Consider the following 14199-nt stretch of genomic DNA (forward strand, 5'->3'; position numbering starts at 1 on the left):
CGGACGTGGTCACCGTGACATCGTCAACAACCAGACGACAGTTGGTAAACATACAACGCGTTGTTCCTGGCCGGAACCGGTACACTAAGGGGGAAGGCACTGGCACCGTCGCCTGATAATGTTCGACAAGGTTCTCGTCGCCAACCGGGGTGAGATCGCGGTTCGCGTGATGCGAGCCTGCGAGGACCTCGGTGTTGGGACGGTCGCCGTCTACAGCGAGGCCGACAAGCACTCCGGGCACGTACGGTTCGCCGACGAGGCGTACAACGTCGGGCCCGCGAGAGCGGCCGACTCGTATCTGGACCAGGAGGCCATCGTCGAGGCCGCGCAGAAGGCCGGCGCCGATGCCATCCATCCGGGGTACGGCTTCCTCGCGGAGAACGCGTCGTTCGCCGAGCGCGTGGAGAACACCGACGGCATCACCTGGGTCGGGCCCGCCTCCGAGTCGATGGAGCAGCTGGGCGAGAAGACCCACGCCCGGAAGACGATGCGCGAGGCCGACGTGCCCATCGTCCCCGGGACGACCGACCCCGTCGAGGACCCCTCCGAGGTCGAGGAGTTCGGCGAGGAGTACGGCTATCCCATCGCCATCAAGGCCGAGGGGGGCGGCGGCGGCCGCGGAATGAAGGTCGTCCGTGGCCCCGACGAGGCCGAGGAGAAGCTGGAGACCGCGATGCGCGAGGGTGAGGCGTACTTCGACAACGACAACGTCTACATGGAGCGGTATCTCCAGGACCCGCGCCACATCGAGGTGCAGATCATCGCGGACCACCACGGCAACGTTCGCCACATCGGCGAGCGTGACTGCTCGCTCCAGCGACGCTACCAGAAGGTCATCGAGGAGGGGCCCTCGCCGGCGCTGTCCGACGAGCTCCGCGAGGAGATCACCGAGGCCGCCCGTCGCGGCGCGGACGAGGCGGGGTACTACAACGCGGGGACCTTCGAGTTCCTCGTCGAGGAGGAGGACGACCGCGACGGCCCCGACGAGCTGCTGGGTCCGGACACGGACTTCTACTTCCTGGAGGTGAACACCCGCATTCAGGTCGAGCACTGCGTCTCCGAGGAGCTGACCGGCATCGACCTCGTGAAGTGGCAGCTTCGCGTGGCGGCCGACGAGGAGATCACCTTCGACCAGGAGGACGTGGAGCTGGACGGCCACGCCATCGAGTACCGCATCAACGCGGAGAACGCGGCCGACGACTTCGCGCCCGCGACGGGCGGGGAGCTGGAGACGTACGACACGCCGGGCGGCATCGGTGTCCGACTGGACGACGCCTCCCGGCAGGGTGACGACCTCGTCACCGACTACGACTCGATGATCGCGAAGCTCATCGTCCACGGGTCGGACCGCGAGGAGTGCATCGCCCGTTCGCGGCGCGCGCTCGCCGAGTACGACATCGAGGGCATCCCCACCATCATCCCGTTCCACCGGCTGATGCTGGAGGACGAGGCGTTCCTGAACGGCACCCACACCACGAAGTATCTCGACGAGCATATCGACCGCTCGCGCTTCGAGGAGGCCCAGGAGAAGTGGGGTACCGGGGACGCCAGCACGAGCAGCGACGAGGAGACCGTCGAGCGCGAGTTCACGGTCGAGGTCAACGGCAAGCGCTTCCAGGTCAACCTGGAGGAGAGCGCCGACGCGCTCGTCGCGGCCGGGGCCCAGGGTGGCGGCGGTGGCGGTCGCCCGTCGGGCGGCTCCGGCGGTGGCGGCGGAGGCGGTGGTGGCTCCGGTGGCGGCGGCCAGCAGGTCACCGCCGAGGGCGAGACCATCAACGCCGAGATGCAGGGCACGGTGCTGGAGGTCAACGTCGCCGAGGGCGACGAGGTCGAAGCCGGCGACGTGGTCGTCGTGCTGGAGGCGATGAAGATGGAGAACGACATCGTCGCCGAGTTCGGCGGGACCGTCGCACAGGTCCCCGTCGAGGAGGGCCAGTCCGTCGACCAGGGCGACGTGCTGCTCGTCCTGGACTAGCGGACGGTCCTCGTTTCTGTATTATTCCTGGTTCTGTTGAACTGCGGCACGTCTCTAGTGGATATGCTCGGAGTATGGGCTCTGAGTCTGAGATAGCAGGATTAGCACAACGGTGGCCGTACGGCTCGGGACTCAGTTACCGCGTTCCCCGGACCCCGTGTCGACCGCGTCGGTCGCCTTCCGGAGTCCCCTCTCGGCCTGTTCCTTGCTCACACTGGTCCGCTTGCTGACCGTCTCCGCGAGTTCCTCCTCGTGGCCCTCGACGAGGCCGAGCAGCCGCTTGAGCTTCGTCGTAATCCCCATGGTACGTCCGAGTGGGTCCCGGAGGCCCGAAAGCGTGATGGCTGTCCCGTGGCCCGCCGGTCGACTCACGCGACCGACGGGCGCCCCTACTACCGCAGTCACTCCCATTCCGTCGACGGGATGGCCTCGCCGTACTCGATGGTGATCCACTCGGTGGTGAGGTTCGGGCCCTCCGGGCTGAAGATGGTGAGCTCCTCGGGGTCGTCCGGGTCGTCGGTCCCGTACTCCAGGTCGTGGGCGCCCCAGGACGCTTCGGACAGGGACTCCCCCGTGCTCACGGGCGACCACCCTCCGGGTCGGTGCACTCCGGACAGTACGGGCCGCCCTCTCCCCGACCGCCAGCGATCGGCCCACTGCAGGCGAGACAGTGGCCCCAGTTCTGACTCCCTCCCGTCTCCTTCCTTCCATCGTTCCGTTTCATATATCCGGGTACTGGACAGAGTGACTAATATCTATTGGTGTTCGTAAGGATTGTGGGCAGAAATAGCGACAAACGAATGGTGATTCGTCGTGGAACAGTCCAAACGTTTCTCCAGCTCCGGTCGGTGGATGGATGTCCGAGCGTGAGAGTCGAGTCCGGCTGAGGAAGGCCGCCCGTTCTCGCGAGCGGCGCGACGGCCTACAGGTCCTCGTCGAGGTGAGTCGCACACTTCAGCGCGAGCGCCGCGATGGTCAGGGTCGGGTTCATCGCACCGCTGGTCGCGAACACGGAGGCACCCACGAGCGACAGGTTCGAGATGTCGTGGGTTCGCAGCCGGCCGTCAACGACCCCCTTCGACGGGTCGACGTGCATCCGCGTGGCGCCCATCTGGTGGTACGCCGGGCCGGTCCCGTCGTGGCCGATGGTGACCTCGACCGTCGCGCCCAGTTCACGCAGGATGCGTGTCTGGATGTCCAGGGCACGCTCGATGGTGCGCTCGGTGCGGTCGTCGAGCGCCCACTGGATGTCGGGCACGGGGTTCCCGTGGTCGTCAGTGCGCGAGGGATCCAGCGTGACGCGGTTCTCCTTCCGGGGGAGCTGTCCGACCAGCCCGCCCATCGCGATGTGGGTGCCGTAGTCGGCGCGCAGCCGTTCGAGCATGTCGTCACCGAACTCCCCGGCGTCCATCGCCAGCTCCACGGGGGAGGGGCCGGCGTAGTTGAGGAACTCCAGCTTGATGGGGCCGAGGTCGGCGTCGCTCCCGGGGATGGCGCCGCCGGTCCCCTCGGTGGCCCGTCCGGGGTCGTCGTAGAACGCGTGGCTCTCGCTCGTGAGGAAGCCGATGTGGTTCTGCCGGGTTCGCTGGTCGAGTCGTCCCCCGGCGCCGACGAACAGGTGGTCCATGAATCCCCGCCCGACCCAGCCCGACGAGTTCGCCAGGCCGTCCGGGTGACCACGGTCGGCATTCCGGGACAGCAGGAGGAGCCGCGGCGTCTCCACCCCGCCGGCGGCGACCACGAACTGGCGGGCCTCCTGGCGATACTCGCTCCCGTCCGGCGTGGCGTAGACGGCGGCCTCGACCGTCGAGCCGTCTCGCGACGGGACGAGTCGCTGGACGGGCGCGCGGTCGATGATGCGGGCCCCTGCGTCCTCGGCTGCCTCGGCGGTGTAGTCGGCGCTGTACTTCGCGCCCGACGGACAGACCGGCTTGCAGGTGCCGTAGCCGACGCAGGCCGAGCGGTCGTCGTTGGGCTCGGAGTTCCGGGCGTTCGGGACCGTGTGGGTGGCGACACCGAGCCGCTCGCAGGCCGCCGCGAACAGCGCGTCGGAGTAGGAGGGCTCGAACGCCGGCAGCGGGAACGGCTCCTCGCGCGGCGGCGCGAACGGGTTGTCGCTCGCGCCCGCCACGCCCATCGCGGACTCCGCCGCCGCGTAGTACGGCCGCAGGTCGTCGTACGAGATGGGCCAGTCGACGCCGACACCGTCGGCGCTCTCCCGGCGGAAGTCGTCCTCGTGGAGCCGCATCACCATCCCCTGCCAGTGGAGCGTCGACCCGCCGACACCCTTGACGCGAGCCTGATTGAGCGGGTAGTAGCGGGGGCCCGTGGAACTGAACGCGTCGCGCTCGCCGCCCATCTCCCACACGTCCTCGGGCCCCCACGCGGGGCGGATGGCGCGTTCCATCCGCTCGAGTCGTTCGCCGCGGTCGAAGCGCGGGCCGGCCTCCAGTACGACGACGGCGTACCCGGCGCTGGCCAGTTCCCGGGCGACGAGTGCGCCGGCCGGGCCGCTTCCGACGACGCAGACATCGGCCCGCTCGCTGGGCGTCCGGTCGCGGCCGTCGTTCCGGGTCACGCGACCCGATTAGGCAAACCTAAATTTATGTCTTGGCTTCCGACCTGCCGAGTCCGCCCCGCTCGGCCGGGGGGTCACCCGGACGCGGAGTCCGTCTCGTGCTGGTCCCGTCCGCGGTACACGACGAACGAGTACGCCGCCGGCACCAGTGCGGCGATGGCGGCCGCGACCCCCACGACGAACTCCGTCGGGAACGGGAGGAAGGCACCGGCGGCGATGAGCACGCCAGCGAGGACGAACACCGGTGCGGCGACGCGATGGGTCCGGCGCCACACCTCGTCGTCGGAGAGGGTCCACGGCGTCCGGATACCGACGAACCAGTTCGGCTCCGCACGGCGGAACAGGACGCCGAGGCCGGCGAACAGCAGGCCGACGCCGCCGAGGACGAGGGCGTTCTGCGGGTAGTCGATACCGAGGTTGTACGCCAGCAGGAGTCCCTGGACGAAGCCGAGGAACGCGAGTGTCAGCAGCACGATGGCGTCGTACGTCGGCCTGAACTTCCGGAAGTTCTCGCCCCGCGGGTCGATGACCGGCAGGACGCGGAACATGACGTACATGGCGACGCTGATGGCCGGAACGATGGCGGCGCCGAGTGTCCGCCCGTAGAACGAGTCCGGCGTCCCGGATGCGTCGAAGTGGACCGCGAACCGTTCGGGGAGCGACGGGTAGACCATCGCCGTGGCGCCCGCTGTCGCGATCAGTACCAGTATCGCGGCGGCATCGCTCCATCGGAGGGGAGGGCTTCTCATATGGAATATTCGGAACTTGCCGAATATAATCCTTGTGCCGCCCCCGGCCCGTCGCCGCTCAGGGGATGTGGACCTCGTTGCGGAGCGTTCCGACCCCCTTGACCTCGATCTCGACGGTATCGCCGTCGGCCAGCGGTCCCACGCCGGCCGGCGTCCCCGTCGAGATGACATCGCCGGGTTCGAGCGTCAGGTAGGTCGTGATCTCCGCGACGAGTTCCGGGACGGAGAAGATGAACTCCTCGCGGCTGGAGGCCTGTTTCGTCTCCCCGTTCACGCGACATTCGACGCTCGCGTCGGCGGGCACCTCGTCGGGCGTCGCGATGACCGGGCCGAGCGGACAGGCGTCGTCGAAGGCCTTCCCCCGGATCCAGTTCTGCTCGACGGCCTGGTCGTCACGGTTCGAGAGGTCGTTCACGCAGGTGAACCCGGCGACGTGGGTCATCGCCTCGTCGACGTCCACGCCGCTCGCGCGCTCGCCGATGACGACGCCGAGTTCGGCCTCGTGGTCGATGCGCTCCTTGTTCGCGGGCAGGTCGACCGCCTCGCCGTGGCCGACGACCGTGTTCGGCGTCTTGAGGAACAGCAGCGGGCGGTCGGGCACGTCCTTGCCCTGCTCGGCGGCGTGGTCGGCGTAGTTCAGACCCACGCAGACGACCTTCGTGGGGTCACTGGGCGGGAGGATGTCGACATCGCCGGCGGCGAGCGGTTCCGGGTCGAGGTCGAGGCGGGACCCGGCCGCCCGGCCGGTCCCCGGGTGGGGTGCTATCTCGGCGCCGTCGTCGCCGGTCCACTCGCCGGTCCTGATGTCGCCATCCGTGTCGCGAAAACGGACGTATCGCATGGTCTAGGGATCGTGCGGCCGTGGATTAGGCGTTGCGTTGTCGGAAGTTCGGTGCTGCGACGGTCGCCGGCTGCCGACTCAGCCCCTGACCTCTTCGGGCGGCTTGTCGTAGATGTCCGCGATGGCTTCGCGGTTCTCGTCGACGATGTTGCGGCGCTTCTTCTTCATCGACGGGGTGAGCAGGTCGTTGTCGGCGGTCCACTCGCGCGGGACCAGCCGGAACTCCTTGATGGTCTCGTGGTGGCCCAGCCGCTCGTTGACCTCGTCGATCTCCGCCTTGACCCACTCGCGGACGCGTTCGTCCTTGCAGGCCTCGGCCTCGGCCTCGGGGATGTCGTACCCCTCGTCGTCGGCCCAGTCCCGAAGTTGCTCGAAGTTCGGCACGACGACCGCGCCGATGAACTTCTCGTCCTGCCCGACGACCATTATCTGGTCGACGCGCGCGGAGGTGGCGAACTCGTCCTCGATGGGCTCGGGGGCGATGTTCTTCCCGGTGTCGAGGACGATGAGCTGCTTCACGCGGTCGACGAAGGTGAAGTAGCCGTCGTCGTCGACGGCGACCACGTCGCCGGTCCGGAAGTAGCCGTCCTCGGTGAACGCCTCCTCGGTCTTGTCGGGCTTGTTCCAGTAGCCCTCCGTGATGTTGGGGCCCTTCACGAGGAGTTCGCCGACCTCGCCCTCCTCGGACTCCTTCTGCTCCGGACCGACCACCGAGCCGTCGAGGCGGTAGTCGACCGACGAGAGCGCCGGACCCATCGTCCCGACGCGGATGTCCTCCGGCGGGTTCAGCGAGATGACTGGTGCGGACTCGGTCATCCCGTACCCCTCCAGGATGGTGAGGCCCATCGCACGGTACATCTTCGCCAGTCCTTTCGAGAGCGATCCACCGCCGCTGATGAACAGCTCGATGTTGCCGCCCAGCTTCTCGCGGACCTTCGAGAAGACGAGTCGGTCGGCGAGCTTCATCTTCAGCCGGAGGCCGACGCCCGGCGACTCGGCATCGTCGTAGTCCTGTGCGGTGTCGACCGCCCACTCGAAGATGCGCTTGCCGATGTCGGACTCGGAGGCCTGGTTGCGCATCTGGTCGAAGATGCGCTCGTAGACGCGGGGGACCGACGCTGCGCCGTGGGGCTTGACCTGTGCCATGTCGTCGCCGACGGTGTCCGGCGACTCGGCGTAGGCGATGGTGAGGCCGCCGCCCAGCTGGACGAAGTGGTTGAACCGCTCGAAGACGTGTGCGAGCGGGAGGAAGGAGAGGACGGTCATCCCGTGCTCCATCGTCGGGATGTCGTCGGGCTTGTCCGGGCGCGGGCCGACGCGGCGCCAGACGGTGTTGATGGATGAACGGAAGTTCTTGTGACTCAACTCGACGCCCTTGGGGTCGCCCGTCGTCCCGGAGGTGTAGACGAGCGAGGCCAGCGACTCGAACTCGCGGTCGTCGACCCACCCGTCGACCTGTCCCTCGGAGCGCTCGGTGGTCCCCATCGCGTGGACCTCCGCGAGCGTGTACACGTCGTCACGGTCGGCGTACTCGCCGGCCTCGTCCATCGTGACGATGAACTCCAGGTCGAGGTCATCCTCCACCTCGACGATGGTGTCGACGAGGTCGGTCGTGCCCGCCACGACGCCGGTCGCGCCGGGGTCGTCGAGCAGGTACTGGACCTGCGGCGCCGAGGACTCCGTGTAGACGGTCGTGATGACGCCGCCCGCCGACTGGACGGCGAGGTCCGCCTGGATCCACTCCGGGCGCGTGTCGGCGTACAGCCCGATACGCTCGTCCGGACCGACGCCGAGTTCGCGGAATCCCACGGCGAGGTTGCGGACGATACGGCCGACCTCCTCGTAGGTGAGCGAGCCGTACTCCCCGTCGGCCGGCTCGGGCATCACGCCCGGCGTCATCGAGCGGTCGCCCAGCCCGCCCTTGTACATCTGACAGGTCGTGTCGCGGTGCCGGTCGACGGATTCGAAGAACAGCGCCGGAATGGTGTTCTCCCCGATGACCTCGTCGTCGTACTCCAGTTCGGCCTGTCTCCAGTCCCCGGTCATGGCTCCGGATGCGAACGATTCTCACTTAACCCTGACCAATCGTCGCAACTGAACACGCGTTCATCGTGGTCCGGCCGCGGAACGGCGGTCGAGCGGTCACGCCGCCCCTCGGAGCGCTCACGTGGCCACGCTCCCCCGGAGTGCTCCCACAGCTTCAGGTACGTGGCACGCCCGGCCTCGGTATGGTACGACGCATCCGTCGGCTCACCGTCGGGGGCCTCCGACTCTTCGAAGACGACATCATCGCCTTCGGCGACGGCGGGTCGGGGTCGGACCTGCATCTCGTCGTCGGGGACAGCGGAACCGGGAAGACCACGCTCTGTCACGCGCTCCGGCTCGCCCTCTACGGCACCACGCCGTGGGTCTCGTCGGCGAACGTCTCGCTTGCGCGCCACATGGCCACCGACGATCCGGCCTCGGCCACCGTCTCTGCGACGGTCGAGACCGACGACGCCCGCCACCGGGTCGAACGGACACTCACCGAGGAGACCGCTGACGGCCAGGGTGACGCGACGGTCGGGCCGCCTCGTGTCGACCGGTGGGACGGGGACTGGACGGCCGTCGACGACCCGTCGGCGTCGGTACGGCGACTCGCACCGCCGGAGACCGAGGCCATCCTCGTCAACGACCCCGGGCTGCAACGGGGCGCCCAGCCGACCGGCTGGGCACCGGTCGCACAGGGACTCCTCACCGCAGCGGCGGCCGGCCGTGGCGCGTCCGAGACGGACCCCGTCACGCCGCCGGGCCTCTGGGACGAGTTCCAGCAACGGGTCTCGGCCTACGTCGATCTCGTCGGTCCGGCGCCGCGCCACGAGGTCGAACTCGACGCGGAGCCGTTCGGTATCCGGGTCTCCGCGAACGGAGACTCGGACGCCGCAGTGGGGGGGCTGCCGACGGGGGCATCGATCCAGCTGGGGCTCGCGATGACGCTCGCCGCGGGTGACTGCGCGAGGCTCCCGCAGTGGTTCGACGTGCCCTTCGGACGGCTTGACGGTGACGCGACGGCCCGTGCCATCGAGGGGTTCGAGGCGGCCGCACGACGGCGGCAGGTCGTGCTCCTCCCGCATCAGGGCACGTTCGTCGAACAGCAGGGGCTGGCGCGGAACGCTGCGACCGCGCACCGACTCGAACTGGTCGCGGACCACCGGGCACGGATTTCGGGGCTGGAGCCGAACTGAACCGGGGGCTCTCGTCGCGACGTGGCTTCCGAACGACCCTTGTCCGGTGACGCATTACCGACCGATATGAGTAAAGTGAGTATCGGCCTGCGCGGCTGGCGGTTCGACGAGGAGGAGGTCTTCACGGAGGACGGCGACCTCCGCTCCATCGACCAGGTGTCGCCGGACACGCGCGACCGCCTCGTCCGGCTGTCGGTCGTCGCGGGTCAGCCCTGTAACGCCTGCTGGCTCATCCACGGCGACGAGAACATCCAGGAGTGCAACGTCGCGCGCGTGGTCTACGGCGAACCGCTCCACGAGGTACTGCTGTGCAACGAGCACGAACCCGATTTCCTCTACTGGTACCAGGAGGAGGGCGGCTCGCAGTACCGGGGCGAGGCCGAGGCGTTCGAGGCGGCCTTCCAGGAGTGGTTCGCCGACGGGAACCGTGCGCCCGAGGGCTTCCGCGGGGTCGAGCACGTCGAGACGGACCCCGACAGCGTCCCCCAGCCCGAACCGGATGTCGAACAGGACACGCTGGAGGAGGCTATCGCCGAACTCGACGACGAGGAACGCGAGGCACTGGAGACGGACTTCAGCGACCTGGATATCTGAGCGACAGTTCCACCCGTCCGCGAGCCATATCCTTTTGCCGGGGGCACCCGACGCCCGGGTATGCATCCGACCGAGGGCGACGACGCGCCCGACTTCGAGGCACTACTCTGCGACGGGGAGACGTTCCGCGGAACGACGCTCGAGGCGGCCGGTGGCGACCGGGGGACCGTTCTCGTCTTCTTCGGCTTCGTCTTCTCGGCCATCTCCGACAACTGGTGGCGCCGCTACGAGGCCGGCGACTGGCACGAGTTCGACGAGGTGCCGGTCTACGGCGTCTGTCGCGACGGCCCGTACGGCATCAACGCCTTCCTCCGCGGCATCGACTCGCCGTTCTCCGTCTTCGCCGACGTGGACGGCGAGGTGGCCGACGCCTACGACCTGCTCGTCGAGCGCGAGGGGATGGCCGGGACGAAGACCCCGCGGCGCGCGGTGTTCGTGCTCGACTCCGAGGGCGTGGTCCAGCACGCGTGGAGCACGGATGAGTGGATCCACCCCGTGCCGGTCGAGGAACTGGAGGAGAGTATCGAGGCGCTGTAGAAGAGGCACCTGCATACGCGCGCCGCAGGCGCACCGGAGCGAGCGAAGCGAGCGGAGGTCGGCAGAGGTTTTCCGCAAGTTCTTGCGAGGAGTGGTTCGTCGGCTTTGCCGACGAACCCGACGAGTAAAACGTACGTGTTAATTGACGCCCATCTGCTTCGCGATGGTGTTGAGCTGGATCTCGTCGGTCCCCTCCACGATGCGGAGCAGTTTGGCCGTCTCCAGCTCCGTCATGAAGTCGTTGTCCTCGGCGAGGCCGTTGCCGCCGTGGACCTGCACCACGTCGTCGGCCACGTCGAACATGACGTTCGTGGAGAGGTACTTGACGATGGAGGAGTCCTCGATGGCCTGCTCGCCGTTGTCCATCTTCCAGGCGAGCTGGAGGCCGGCGGCGTCGGCGGCGTACATCCGGGCCTTCCCCTCGGCCAGCTTGTGCGAGATGCCCTGGAACTTGCCGATGGGGCGCCCGAACGCCTCACGGTCGTTGGCGTACTGGGTGCCCTCTTCGAGGAGGTACTGGGTGTGTCCGACCGCGCGGCCGCCGATCTCCAGCCGTCCCAGCGAGAGGAAGTCCATCGCGTCGTAGAACGCCGTGTCGACGTCACCGAGGACGCGGTCCTCCGGGACGCGCACGTCGTCGAGGGCGATCTCGCCCTGTCGGCCGATGGCCGAATGGGCGTTGTTGAGCGAGGCGATCTCGAACTCGTCGGCCTCGACGATGAAGCAGGTGATACCCCCGTACCGGCCCATCTCCTCCTGGGGGCTCGTGCGGGCGAACACCTGCACGAAGTCGGCGTACGGGGCGTTCGTGATCCACTGCTTGCGCCCGTTGATGACCCACTCGTCGCCGTCCTTCTCGGCGCTGGTCTTCATCGCCGGGGAGTCCGAGCCGGCACCGGGCTCGGTCTGGGCGAACGCCGTGGACTTCTCACCCCGGACCGCGGGCTTGAGGTACTTCTCGACCTGGTCGCCCTCGGCCTGCATCAGGAGCGGCTTCGGGCCCTCCGGCCCGGCGAGCATCGCCGAGTGGAGGCCTGGCCCGCGCGAGGCGACGTGCTTCATCGCACGGTACCAGGTCACGTTGGAGACGCCCTCGCCGCCGACCTCCTCGGGGAGGTTCATCGCGTAGAAGCCGGCGTCGGCCGAGCGCTTGCGGACCTCCTGGAGCGCCTCGACGACCTCGGGGACCATCCGTCCGTCGTCCTCGTGGCGTTTGCGTGGGTTCGACCAGGTGTCGCCCAGCTCGTCCTCCAGCGGCTCGACCTCCTGCTCGATGAAGTCGTCGATGGACTGGAGGATGAGCCGTGTCTCCTCGTCGGTGTCGAAGCTGACGCCCGCGGGGGCGGCGTCCTGTGTTGCCATACCTCGCCCTACGGCGGCGGCCTCTTAATCCCTGCGCGCGGGGTACACGGCATGTTTAAACGGACCGCGCGTGGTTCGTTGTCCGGGTCGGACGAGCGTCTCAGTCTTCGAGGTCGAGGGTCACGCCGAGGTCCGCCAGCGCGAGGTCCAGGTTCCGGCGGTGCGCGCGGAACGCCACGTCGAAGAGGTCCCCCACGACGGGGATGGAGCCGACGGTCGCGTCGATCAGGATGTTCAGCAGCATCCGGGCGATGGTGAGGAAGGAGACGCCCTGGCGGGCCGATTCGGCCACGATGTAGAGCCCCACGACGGCCATCGCCGTGTCGCCGGCGACCGGGAGTACCCCCACTATCGGGTCGAGACCGACACGGACCCCGACCACGGGGAGTCTGATGCCGTCGTCGAGCAGGCGGACGACCGCGTGCATCCGCCGGATGGCAGCCTCGTCGATATCGGTCGCCGCATCCATCTCCGCGATCGCATCACGCGACACGTCGGCGGGGAGTTCGTCGTCCACGGTCTGCTCTGGGCCGGGCGGCCGTGAAAGGATTATGGGCCGGATAGTGGACTGTCACTCTCTGTTATGTGACAGTCTGCCCATGCCCCCCTTGCCGCGAGTGAACGGGGAGCAGCCGGTCAGTCGGCGTGCTCCTCGCTGAGCGTCAGCTCGTCGAACCGGTCGCGAAGCACCTTCTTGTCGAACTTCCCGGTCGAGGTGCGCGGGATGGCGTCGACGATTTCGTAGTGGTCCGGGAGCCACCACGCGGGGAACCGCTCGCCGAGGAACTCGTCGAGTTCGTCCTCGGTCACCTCGTGCCCTTCCCGGAGGACGATGCAGGCCATCGGCCGCTCCTGCCACTTCTCGTGGTCGACCGCGATGACGGTCGCCTCCGAGACGGCCTCGTGGGCCATCAGCTCGTTCTCCAGTTCCACGCTCGATATCCACTCCCCGCCGGACTTGATGACGTCCTTCGTCCGGTCGACGATGTCGAGATAGCCCTGCCCGTCCATCGTCGCGATGTCGCCGGTCTTCAGCCATCGCCCATCCTCGTCCTCGACGAACGACTCCTCGGTCGCCTCCGGCCGGTTGTGGTACGAGTCGGTTATCCACGGCCCACGGACCTGCAGTTCACCGAACGCCTCGCCGTCGTGGGCCACCTGCTCGCCGTCGTCGTTCACGATGCGCGTGTCCACGGCGGGGACGGGCATGCCGGCCTTCGCGCGGTACTCGTACTGCGTCTCGGGGTCGGCGTCTGCCAGCTCCTTCCGGAGGATCGACAGCGAGCCGAGCGGGCTCATCTCCGTCATCCCCCAGCCCTGGATGATGGGCGCGTCGAAATCCTCGTCGTAGCGTCTGATGAGCGACTCCGGCGGGGCCGAGCCACCGACGGTCAGGCGGTCGATACTGGAGATGTCCGCTTCGGGGTTCTCGTCGAGGTACTCGGCCATCTCCAGCCAGATGGTCGGGACGGCGGCCGACATGGTCACGTTCTCCTCGTCGATGAGCTCGGCGATGGGGCCGGGGTCCGTGTGGACGTTCGGGAGGACCTGCTTCGCGCCGACCAGCGTCGAGGCGTACGGGATACCCCAGCCGTTGGCGTGGAACATCGGCACCACGGGGAGGACGGTGTCGTGTTGCCCGACGGCGTTGGCGTCGACGTGCCCGCACATCAGCGTATGGAGGTAGACGCCCCGGTGGGAGTACGCGACGCCCTTCGGCTTGCCCGTCGTCCCGGAGGTGTAGCACATCCCGCACTCGTCGTCCTCGTCGATGTCGGGCCACTCGTAGTTGGTCGACTGCTCCGCGAGGAGGTCCTCGTAGGAGACCACGGGCTCCAGCGACGTGTCCGGCACCGTGTCGCCGAGGACGACGTACTGCTCGACGGTGTCGAGCTCCGCCGCGTTGGCCTCGACCTTCTCGATGAACGCCGGGTCCACGAACAGCACCTCGTCCTCGGCGTCGTTGACGATGTACTGGAAGTGCTCGTCGGGCAACCGCATGTTGCACATGTGGATGGAACGCCCGGAGGCCGGCGGGCCGAAGTAGAGCTCCAGATGGCGGTGATTGTTGAGTGCAACCGTCGCCACGCGCTCGCCCTCCGCCACGCCGAGGTCGTCGAGCGCGTTCGCGAGCTGGGATACCCGGTCGCCCATCTCGGCGTAGGTGTACCGGTGCTTCGATCCGTCGGGCCTGACGCTCACGATCTCCCGGTCCGGGTAGAGCGATGTCGCACGGTCGAGTATCTTCTCGAGCGTCAGCTGGTAGTCCATCATGGCGTGTGGCGGTTGTTGGCAGGTAGCGTATTCGTTCTTTCGCCGACGGCGGGTCGGTTCGGCCG

Annotated in this window: 13 protein-coding genes; 4 read left to right on the forward strand and 9 right to left on the reverse strand. The window is 68.1% G+C overall.

The genetic code is table 11. The features are described from left to right. The first annotated feature begins 118 nt into the window (after positions 1-118). Positions 119-1975 carry an acetyl/propionyl/methylcrotonyl-CoA carboxylase subunit alpha gene (locus NL114_RS16595; protein ID WP_254822033.1) on the forward strand — a complete coding sequence of 619 codons (1857 nt, stop codon included), beginning with the start codon at positions 119-121 and terminating at the stop codon, positions 1973-1975. 132 nt (positions 1976-2107) lie between these two features. Here the strand turns inward: NL114_RS16595 and NL114_RS16600 are convergent, their stop codons facing one another. The 6 genes from NL114_RS16600 to NL114_RS16625 all read right to left on the reverse strand — a co-directional run bounded on the left by NL114_RS16600 (position 2108) and on the right by NL114_RS16625 (position 8189). Next, positions 2108-2278, reverse strand: coding sequence for a hypothetical protein (locus NL114_RS16600; protein ID WP_254822034.1), 171 nt, complete (start codon positions 2276-2278; stop codon positions 2108-2110). Between the two features lie 98 nt (positions 2279-2376). After that, positions 2377-2556, reverse strand: a complete 180-nt coding sequence (locus NL114_RS16605) for a hypothetical protein (protein ID WP_254822035.1) — start codon at positions 2554-2556, stop codon at positions 2377-2379. 341 nt (positions 2557-2897) lie between these two features. Then, entirely contained in the window at positions 2898-4553 is a 1656-nt protein-coding gene (locus NL114_RS16610) for a GMC family oxidoreductase (protein ID WP_254822036.1), read from the reverse strand. Positions 4554-4627: 74 nt separating this feature from the next. Continuing rightward, positions 4628-5302 (reverse strand): SdpI family protein, encoded by a 675-nt coding sequence (locus NL114_RS16615; RefSeq protein WP_254822037.1) that lies wholly within the window; start codon positions 5300-5302, stop codon positions 4628-4630. Positions 5303-5360: 58 nt separating this feature from the next. Beyond that, positions 5361-6143 (reverse strand): fumarylacetoacetate hydrolase family protein, encoded by a 783-nt coding sequence (locus NL114_RS16620; protein WP_254822038.1) that lies wholly within the window; start codon positions 6141-6143, stop codon positions 5361-5363. A 78-nt stretch (positions 6144-6221) separates the two neighbouring features. Next, positions 6222-8189, reverse strand: a complete 1968-nt coding sequence (locus NL114_RS16625) for an AMP-dependent synthetase/ligase (protein WP_254822039.1) — start codon at positions 8187-8189, stop codon at positions 6222-6224. 182 nt (positions 8190-8371) lie between these two features. On the opposite strand from NL114_RS16625, the gene NL114_RS16630 reads away from it, so the two are divergent. From NL114_RS16630 to NL114_RS16640, 3 genes are all read left to right on the forward strand, one after another. Next, on the forward strand, positions 8372-9367 hold the full coding sequence (locus NL114_RS16630; protein WP_254822040.1) for an AAA family ATPase: 996 nt from the start codon (positions 8372-8374) through the stop codon (positions 9365-9367). Between the two features lie 66 nt (positions 9368-9433). Next, positions 9434-9961 carry a DUF8114 family protein gene (locus tag NL114_RS16635; RefSeq protein WP_254822041.1) on the forward strand — a complete coding sequence of 176 codons (528 nt, stop codon included), beginning with the start codon at positions 9434-9436 and terminating at the stop codon, positions 9959-9961. Between the two features lie 60 nt (positions 9962-10021). Then, a complete protein-coding gene (locus tag NL114_RS16640; RefSeq protein WP_254822042.1) occupies positions 10022-10498 on the forward strand; it encodes a peroxiredoxin family protein in 477 nt (158 codons plus the stop codon). Positions 10499-10636: 138 nt separating this feature from the next. On the opposite strand, the gene NL114_RS16645 is transcribed toward NL114_RS16640, so the two are convergent. From NL114_RS16645 to NL114_RS16655, 3 genes are all read right to left on the reverse strand, one after another. Then, the gene (locus NL114_RS16645) at positions 10637-11860 is read right to left on the reverse strand and encodes an acyl-CoA dehydrogenase family protein (protein WP_254822043.1); all 1224 of its coding nucleotides are present in this window, start codon (positions 11858-11860) and stop codon (positions 10637-10639) included. 100 nt (positions 11861-11960) lie between these two features. Beyond that, positions 11961-12377 carry a DUF4112 domain-containing protein gene (locus tag NL114_RS16650; RefSeq protein ID WP_254822044.1) on the reverse strand — a complete coding sequence of 139 codons (417 nt, stop codon included), beginning with the start codon at positions 12375-12377 and terminating at the stop codon, positions 11961-11963. 119 nt (positions 12378-12496) lie between these two features. After that, complete coding sequence (locus NL114_RS16655) at positions 12497-14131, reverse strand: long-chain fatty acid--CoA ligase (RefSeq protein WP_350355437.1); 1635 nt, start codon at positions 14129-14131, stop codon at positions 12497-12499. Positions 14132-14199 lie beyond the last annotated feature (68 nt).

Origin of the sequence: Haloglomus halophilum, assembly GCF_024298885.1 — an archaeon.
In the GTDB taxonomy this organism is placed as follows: domain Archaea; phylum Halobacteriota; class Halobacteria; order Halobacteriales; family Haloarculaceae; genus Haloglomus; species Haloglomus halophilum.

Coding starts and splice junctions, on each gene's coding strand:
- NL114_RS16595 (WP_254822033.1), top strand. CDS start 119: ATGTTCGACAAGGTTCTCGTCGCCAACCGGGGTGAGATCGCGGTTCGC.
- NL114_RS16600 (WP_254822034.1), bottom strand. CDS start 2,278: ATGGGGATTACGACGAAGCTCAAGCGGCTGCTCGGCCTCGTCGAGGGC.
- NL114_RS16615 (WP_254822037.1), bottom strand. CDS start 5,302: ATGAGAAGCCCTCCCCTCCGATGGAGCGATGCCGCCGCGATACTGGTA.
- NL114_RS16620 (WP_254822038.1), bottom strand. CDS start 6,143: ATGCGATACGTCCGTTTTCGCGACACGGATGGCGACATCAGGACCGGC.
- NL114_RS16625 (WP_254822039.1), bottom strand. CDS start 8,189: ATGACCGGGGACTGGAGACAGGCCGAACTGGAGTACGACGACGAGGTC.
- NL114_RS16630 (WP_254822040.1), top strand. CDS start 8,372: ATGGTACGACGCATCCGTCGGCTCACCGTCGGGGGCCTCCGACTCTTC.
- NL114_RS16635 (WP_254822041.1), top strand. CDS start 9,434: ATGAGTAAAGTGAGTATCGGCCTGCGCGGCTGGCGGTTCGACGAGGAG.
- NL114_RS16640 (WP_254822042.1), top strand. CDS start 10,022: ATGCATCCGACCGAGGGCGACGACGCGCCCGACTTCGAGGCACTACTC.
- NL114_RS16645 (WP_254822043.1), bottom strand. CDS start 11,860: ATGGCAACACAGGACGCCGCCCCCGCGGGCGTCAGCTTCGACACCGAC.
- NL114_RS16655 (WP_350355437.1), bottom strand. CDS start 14,131: ATGGACTACCAGCTGACGCTCGAGAAGATACTCGACCGTGCGACATCG.